The organism is Candidatus Omnitrophota bacterium (assembly GCA_040755155.1).
Lineage (GTDB): Bacteria > Hinthialibacterota > Hinthialibacteria > Hinthialibacterales > Hinthialibacteraceae > JBFMBP01.
Window position 1 is genome coordinate 1 of record JBFMBP010000177.1, and the last position, 7,915, is coordinate 7,915.

Genomic DNA, 7,915 nt, shown 5'->3' on the forward strand with positions numbered 1-7,915 from the left:
GAAGAATAGGAAGAGAGGAATCAGGCAGAGATGGGGCGCGAGGATGAAGCGCTGAACCGCAGGATTATTGGCAGTGTCTTTCATAAGACGCATCCATAGCGGATATTCAAGGGCAAAAACTACTTTGCCCTTGCCACCCCGTCCCCATCCCGTCGCCCTGTCGCTCCTCATTTCGATTTATTCTTGATAATAGAATAAATCTGCATCCATTTTTTCCTACAGAAAAGTTTTATGTCTTCGGCGATGGCGTAGACGAGGGGGATGATAAAGAGCGTTAACAGCGTGGATGTGGTCAAACCGAAGATGATGGCGTTGGCTAGCGGCGACCAGAGAGGCGATTTGCCGCCCAGTCCCAGCGCCATCGGCGCCAGGCCGCCGATAGTAGTGATGGATGTGAGAATAATAGGACGCAAACGAACTTTCGATGCGCTGATGATGGCGTAATATAAACTCAATCCCGATTTACGGTGACGGTTGACGAATTCCACTAACACTAGCGAATCGTTGACCACGATGCCCGCCAGGGCGACAATGCCGATCATAGCGGGAAATGTGAGACGGTTAAGAGTAAGCAATAGCCCTCCGAAGACGCCTACCGAGGCGAAGGGAATCACTAACATGATGATCAACGGCTGCATAAAAGAATGGAATTGAGTGGCGAGAATAAGATAAATCAGAAAAATTCCCAACAAAAAACATAGAAAAAGGCTTCGGAATACTTCTTGATTGCGTAGGTATTCGCCGCTGAATGCGATTTGGCATTCGGGATAGCTTTCAAGAAATTGGGGGATAAGGCGCTGGATTTGCGCGTTGACGGTTTGGGATGTCGTCTTCTTGGAATCGAGTTGCGCGGTGATGGAGATCGTGCGCTTGCCGTCCGTATGGGGAATGGTATAGAAACCGGGAAGAAACTTTAAACTGGCGGCGTCGCCTACGGTCACGTAACCTCCGTAAGGAGTCTTGATCTTGATATCGCGCAAGGCGTCGATGGAGGAACGATCCTCTTCCCGCAGCCGGACGACGATATCGAACTCATCTCCCTTGTCGTGAAAGACGGCGGCTTTGCGGCCTTGGACGGCGGCGTTGACAGTATCGGCCAGAAGGCCGTTATTGACGCCGAGCAACTGGGATTTCGCTTCGTCCGTCTGCGCCCACAATTCGCGGCGGCTGCGCGAGTAATCGTCCCGTATGTCGTAAACGCCCTCGATGGAGGCGAGGCGTTCCTTTAACCGGCGGGCGACGGCCTCCAGGTTTTCCCATTTCTCGCCGCGAACGTCGATATATACGGGCGCGCCCGTAGGCGGCCCTTCTTTTTTGCGGTCGATTTGGAACGAACGCAAGCCCTTCACGCCGCCAAGAAGCGGGCGTACCTTTTCGATCAATTCCGGTATGGACGTTGTTTGTTTATAGTTATCCCGCAAAAGAACTTCCAGCGTGCCGACGTGGGGAGCAAATTCGTTGCGGTATTCCACTTCTACCATGCCGGCGATGGCGATGGTCGTATCGAGAATCTCGGCGGGAAGGATGCGGCGAACGATGGCTTCGATCTCCTTCAAGGCGCGTTCGGATTCGTCCAGCCGGGTTCCGTCTTGCAGCCATATCTTGACGTCGAAGCGGGGAAAAGCGTCGCTGTTGGGGAACATTTCCACTTGTAATATCTTCCATGAAACATAGCTGCCGATCGACAACAGCAGCAATAAGATCGGAACCACCGTATAGCGGCGGCGAAGAACGTAAAACAAGCTTCTTCCTAATTTCGGGCGCAGCCAGGCGAAAAGATCGCGCCGGTAGTCCCGGTCGATTCCTCGCCGAGGGATGGAGCCATATTCTGCGACATGGCTGGGCATCATAAAAAAAGCCTCGAAAAGCGAAGCCATCAGCGTAAAAATGACGACGAGCGGAATTTCTTGGATAAATTTTCCGATGATGCCCGTAACTAATAATAGCGGCGCGAAGGCGGCGACGGTGGTGAACGTAGCGGCGGTTACGGGAAGGATTACTTCTTTCGCACCAACGATGGCGGCCTGGCGGGCGGGAAGGCCTTGTTCCATGCGGCGGCGGATGTTTTCCAAAACGATGATGGCGTCGTCCACTACGATTCCCAAAACCAGGATGAGCGCAAACAACGAAACGCCGTCAAGGCTTAAATTCGCCCAATGCATATAAGCGAAAGTGGAGAGAAAGGAAACGGGGATTCCCAAGGTGGCGAAGACGGCGTTTCTCGCTCCCAGAGAATAGGCGAGGAGAAGAAAGACAATGCATAATCCATAGAATGCGTTTTTCTGCAAGTCGGAAATGCGGTTTTCGATTTCCTTGCTGGTATCGGTGAAGAGAGTCAAATGGATTCCGCTCCCCATTTGCGATTGAAAATCCCGCATCAAGGATTTGATCTCTTGCAATATTTTTATCGTATCCGCCCCTTTTTTTCTTTTGACTTGGAGCAACATGCAAGGGCGGCCGCCTTCCCGCACTCGCACCCATTCGTCTTCGTGAGAATCCTGAATGGACGCCACGTCGCTCAGATAGACTGTTCCGCCGTCGGGCAGCGAGTGGAGAGCGATTTCCCCCAACTGCTCCGGCTTCTCCGCTTCGCCGATGACGCGCAGGTTGAATCTTTGCTGGCCGATGTCCATCACGCCGCCGGGAACGTTTCGGCTGCGCGTCCGAACGGCGTCGCAGACGTTTTGCAGCGACAAACCGTACGCTTCCAGGCGTTGCCGATCCACATCAACGCGGATTTGCCGTTCGCGGTCGCCGAAGATATTTACCGATCCCACGCTGTGAATGTCTTCGATGCGATCTGACAAGCGCTTGGTCAACTCCTTGAGCGTTTTTTCAGGAAGGGGAGCGGAAAAGGCGATTTCGCAGATGGGAAAGAAGGAAGTGGTGATTTCATAAACGCGGGGCATTTCCACATCTTCGGGCAAGTCCGTAATCCGGTTAACGGCGTTTTGCACCTTGGTGACTTTATAATTCATATCCTTAACGGATTGGTAGAATTCTATATTGACGACCGAAGCGCCTTCTCTGGAAATAGACATGATGCGGTCGATGTCTTCCAGATCGATGACCTCGTCTTCGATTTTCTGAGTGATGAGAGTTTCGATGTCTTCCGGCGCCATGCCGGGATTCACGGTTAAAACAACAACCGTATTGATATTGACATCGGGGTCTATATAGCGAGGAAGAGATAGGAAGGATGCTCCACCGGCGGCGAAGATCAATAGTAAAACAATTTTAACGAAGACGGGATTGTTAACCCCGATATCCGTAATGCTCATCGCCAATCCATTTCCCCCCCGATTACGACATTCTGCCCATTGACGAGACTTTCCGGAGCCGCCGCCGCTAGAACGTCATCCGTTTGGAGTCCCTCCTCGACGATCGTCCACTCGCCGGTAGAGGGGCCGATTTTCAGCGGTTGAAAAATCGCCGCATTTTCCTTGATGAGGAAGACGCCTGTTTTTCCGCCTCGGCTCCATAAACTGTCCGTTTTGACGAGAGTCGCATTTTCTCGCCGTTCCGCGACGAACTGGAGACGCGCAATCATGCCTGCTCGCAGCAAGCCGTTGGCGTTGTCCACCGCCGCCTCGGCGGGAAAGGAATGGCTTACTTCGTCCGCCATGACGCTGAGGAAGGAGAGAGTTCCTTCGAATGTTATATTGGCAAGGGCGTCGGCGCGGATGATCGCAGTGCAGCCGGGAGCGATTTTGGCAATGTCTTTTTCAGGGATGCGGGCGGCGATTTTTACTCGGCTGGCGTCAACGATGACGGCGATGGGAGCGCCCGCGCCGACCATCTCCCCTTCTTCTACGTATTTCTCGACGATGGTTCCATCCAAAGGGGAGAGAATGCGGGAATCATGCCGTTGTTCCTGGGCCAGGCGCAAGGCCGCCTCCGCCTGAGCCAATCGCGCCGCGCTTTCGGCCAAGTCTTCCTGGCGGGCGCCGATCTGTGCAAGTTCCAATCTCTTTTCTGCGGCGGCCATAGCGCGGTTAGCGACTTGGTACGCCGTTTCCGCTACGTCTAATTGGCTTTGGGCGATGTTCCCCGTTTGGCGCAAGGACTTCAACCGTTCGTAATTGCGTTGGGCTTCTTGTTGTTGGACCTTCGCCTGCTGCAAGGCGCTTTCGGCGATATCGATCTCTTGGGGACGGCTAAGGGATTGCATTTTCTTGTGGTTGGCGGCGGCGATATCGTATTGGGCTTGCGCCTGGTCGCATAACGCTTTGGTTTTGGCCGAATCGATTTCCGCCAGGAGAGCGTCTTTAAAAACGCGTTCTCCTTTTTCGAAATAAAGGCGCTCGATAGGTCCCGGCGCTTCGCTGGAGACGCGGACGATTTTCCAGGGGCGGACGGTTCCAACGGCTTCGCAGGTCAGGGTGACATCTCGAATGCGGGGTTTGGCTATAAAGACGGCAAGCGGTTTGATGGGAGATGGATTCGGATCCAACGTTGTATCCGGCGGATCTTGGCAGCCGATTGAGGTTATTATTACAACCGCCGTGAGGAATGCGCATGATGTTTTGGAAAGGGAATTCATAATCCATCTCCCCATCGGCGGCGGCCTTGCCAATGATCCGGCGGAACGATTTATTTGTCCGAATTGTCGTCCATTTGGAACAATGCCTTAGAAAAGGCCTCCGGATCGAAAGGTTCCAAGTCTTCGATGCCTTCGCCGACGCCGATGAACTTCACCGGCAAGTTCAGTTCCTTATGCACGGAGAGAACGACTCCGCCGCGGGCGGTGCCGTCCAGCTTAGTCAGGATCAACCCCGTCACGCCGCAGGATTGCAGAAACGTCTTTGCTTGCGTTAAGGCGTTTTGTCCCGTCGAGGCGTCCAGCACTAGCAGCGTTTCGTGAGGCGCCCCTTCGAATTCGCGGGCGATGACCCGCGACATTTTCGAAAGTTCCTGAATCAAGTTGGTTTTGGTATGCAAGCGTCCGGCGGTATCGATGATCACCGCATCCGGCGCCGATTGCTTTGCTTCGCTCATAGCGTTATAGACGACGGAAGAGGGATCGGCGCCTTCCGTTCCTAATACGATGGGGACGCCCGCGCGTTTCGCCCAAATTTCCAATTGCTGGATGGCGGCGGCCCGGAACGTATCGGCGGCGACAAGCAGCACTTTTTGCCCCTGGCTTTTCAAGCGATGCGCCAATTTGCCGATAGCTGTAGTTTTGCCGACGCCGTTCACGCCGATGACGAGATAAACGCCGGGACCTTGCGGCGGCGTCTTCAAAGCGCGTTCTCCTTGTTCAAGCATTTCGCGCATGAGGAATTGCATGGTTTGCGTCAGCCATTCCGAATCGGTGGAATTGTTCTTCTTCTCCCGGCGGATGCGGTCGCGCAGTTCTTCGATCAACGTCATCGTCGTTTCCACGCCCACATCGGCGGAAATCAATATTTCTTCCAAATCTTCCAAAAGATCGTCGTCGATTTTTCCCCGCAGTTTGAAGAGATTGAGCGTTTTGCGGGCGATGGATTCCCTCGTCGCCCGCAATCCATCCCGCAATTTGGCGAAGAGGCTTTTCTTGGGCGCGGCGGATTTTTCTATTTCCTCCGTAAGCGCAGGAGAAGCGTCAAGAATTTGCGCTTCCTCATCGATGGAAGAAATCATTCCTTCCGATGGAGTTACAGGCGAGGTTGCAAGAGTTTCTTTCTTTCTTTTCCAAAACATAAACCTTAATCCTTATGGGGAGAATTCGTCGAGAGCGAGCCGCCGCGCGTCAGAAGCGGCGAGGTTGTTTAAGATTGATACTATAGCTGTCTTCTCGATCCAATCAAAGCCATAGACCTCTCTGTGCGCGAAGAGCGTTCTTTCTGCGCCAAGGATTGGAAAAATGACGGCGAAAGCGAATTTTCCTGGAAAAGGAAGCGGCGGGAGCCTACATTTTCGAGAAGGAAAATAGTAGCATAAGAAATCGTTCGCAGGTTCGTTTTGAGATTATTTATTAACTCATGTTACGCAGCCTGTATTGTCACGGCATCGGAAAAATCGTTCAAGAGAGGCGTTGAGGTTTCCAAGATTATGTCTCTTTCGGCGCGTAAAAAAGTCGTATGCCGCGAAATTTCATCTCCCAGCCTTGAAAGGCTGGGCTATTGCCAAATGCCCCTTTAAAGGGGCAAACGACAATAGCCCGCCGTTTCAACGGCGGGTTTAGGAAGAGATTCCTTTTTCGTGTTTTTCTTTTTTATTTCGAATTTTCGCGATTCGATCGAGGAGGGTAATAGATTCCTCTAATTTCCCATTGCGCGTAACATGAGTTATTAATAATAAAGCAGGAAGGAGAATGATTATGTCGAATAGGCCTTTGAATGTAGGTCTGGTAGGTGGAGGCGGAGGCGCTTTTATCGTCAATCCGCATCAGAAAGCGATTTTCTTCGATGGAACGCGGCGCGTCGTTTGCGGCGCCTTGCATCCCGATCCCGCCGTCGCCATGAAAGAGGCGGAAGCGTGGGCGTATCCGATTAAGGGCTATAAGAATTACGACGAAATGCTGGACGAAGAGATGAAGAAGCCTGCGGGCGAGCGCATCGATTACGTCTTGATCGTTACGCCCAACTTCGTCCATTTCGATCCCGCCAAGAAAGCGCTCTCGAGGGGCATTCCCGTTTTTTGCGAAAAACCGTTGACGGTAACGCTGCAGGAATCGGAAGAACTGGTCAAGATCGTCAATGAGAAGAAGATACCCTTCTGCACGGCGCATACGTATCTCGGCCATTGGACCAGCCGCTTGTCACGTTTCATCGTTACTTCCGGCTTGATCGGCAAGGTGCGCTGGGTGGATTCCTACTACATCCAAGGTTGGTTGGCGGGACGTATGGAAGACCAAGGCGTTATGCAGGCCGAATGGCGCGTCGATCCCAAGCGCGCGGGCGGCAGCTGCTGCGGCGGCGACATCGGCACCCACGCCTTGATGCAGCTGCGTTACGTTACAGGCCTCGACGTCGTGAAGCTGCAAGCCTATCTGGAGACTTTTGTCGCTGGTCGGCAATTAGACGACCATTTCACCGTTTATTGCGAACTGTCCAATGGCGGCAAGGCTTTGGTGCGCGCTTCGCAGATCGCCATCGGCCATAAAAACGATCTGGGCATCGAAGTCAACGGCGACAAGGGAACCTTGGTCTGGCGGCAGGAAGAGCCGGAAAAACTCGTCATTCATCTCCCCGGCCAGCCGGATCGCGTATATTGGCGCGGAGAAGTGAAGCCCAACGATGGCTTCTTCAAAGATATCCCCGCCAGCCTCTTGTCCGAACCGACGATTCCTTCTGGCCACCCTGAAGCTTTCCACGACGCCTTCGCGCGGCTGCACCGTTGCTTCGAAGCGGACGTACGCGCCTACCAGGCGGGAACCTATCAAAAAACGGACGGCTCCAAGTACGCCACCGTCGACGACGGCCGCATAGGCATCGCCTTCATCGAAAAAGCGCTGGAAAGCAACAAGAACAACCACGCCTGCGTGGAATTGAAATAACGATTTCTTTTTGTTGAGTAAGAATAAAGGGGACGTCATCGCGGCGTCCCCTTTTGTTTTACATTGCTAGCTCATGCTACGCGCCTGGGAGTGCGGACGTCCCGTCCGCAAGTTGGAGGAACTGTTCCAGAGCGGCGTTGAGGCCCCATTTCCGTCGCGTTTTTGAATCACGAAAACACGAAAGAACTCGAATTCCATGAAGTTATCGAATCACGGATATGGGGGATTCTTATTGATTTCATGGAAAAAATCTTTTCACGGCGCGATCCCTTCCACAATTTTTTTTGTTTTTTTTTGTGATTTTCTTATTATTTCGCGTTTTCGTTCGCAGCCCATAAGGCTGCCTGTCTTGCCGGTGAAAGTCCGGTCGCGGTAGTTGGCTGTTTGACCGCGTAGTCATATTCGACGCCTCTGCGAGGCGACTTGGGAGGTGAA

The 7,915-nt window shown here is 53.0% G+C and carries 4 protein-coding genes; 1 reads left to right on the forward strand and 3 read right to left on the reverse strand.

The genetic code is table 11. From position 1 onward, the window contains the following. Positions 1-167 precede the first annotated feature (167 nt). The 3 genes from AB1656_26695 to ftsY are packed head-to-tail and all read right to left on the reverse strand — an operon-like array spanning position 168 to position 5,682. Positions 168-3,281 carry an efflux RND transporter permease subunit gene (locus tag AB1656_26695; GenBank protein MEW6238986.1) on the reverse strand — a complete coding sequence of 1,038 codons (3,114 nt, stop codon included), beginning with the start codon at positions 3,279-3,281 and terminating at the stop codon, positions 168-170. Beyond that, on the reverse strand, positions 3,278-4,543 hold the full coding sequence (locus AB1656_26700) for an efflux RND transporter periplasmic adaptor subunit (protein MEW6238987.1): 1,266 nt from the start codon (positions 4,541-4,543) through the stop codon (positions 3,278-3,280). The genes AB1656_26695 and AB1656_26700 overlap by 4 nt, the downstream gene beginning before the upstream one ends. Before the next feature lie 50 nt (positions 4,544-4,593). Then, entirely contained in the window at positions 4,594-5,682 is a 1,089-nt protein-coding gene (gene ftsY, locus AB1656_26705) for a signal recognition particle-docking protein FtsY (protein ID MEW6238988.1), read from the reverse strand. A gap of 619 nt (positions 5,683-6,301) precedes the next feature. Between ftsY and AB1656_26710 the strand changes: the two genes are divergently transcribed. Next, a complete protein-coding gene (locus AB1656_26710; protein ID MEW6238989.1) occupies positions 6,302-7,480 on the forward strand; it encodes a Gfo/Idh/MocA family oxidoreductase in 1,179 nt (392 codons plus the stop codon). Positions 7,481-7,915 lie beyond the last annotated feature (435 nt).

What these genes read in the sequence shown, in the direction of transcription:
- AB1656_26710 (MEW6238989.1), top strand. Translation starts at nt 6,302, where the DNA reads ATGTCGAATAGGCCTTTGAATGTAGGTCTGGTAGGTGGAGGCGGAGGC.
- AB1656_26700 (MEW6238987.1), bottom strand. Translation starts at nt 4,543, where the DNA reads ATGAATTCCCTTTCCAAAACATCATGCGCATTCCTCACGGCGGTTGTA.
- AB1656_26695 (MEW6238986.1), bottom strand. Translation starts at nt 3,281, where the DNA reads ATGAGCATTACGGATATCGGGGTTAACAATCCCGTCTTCGTTAAAATT.
- ftsY (MEW6238988.1), bottom strand. Translation starts at nt 5,682, where the DNA reads ATGTTTTGGAAAAGAAAGAAAGAAACTCTTGCAACCTCGCCTGTAACT.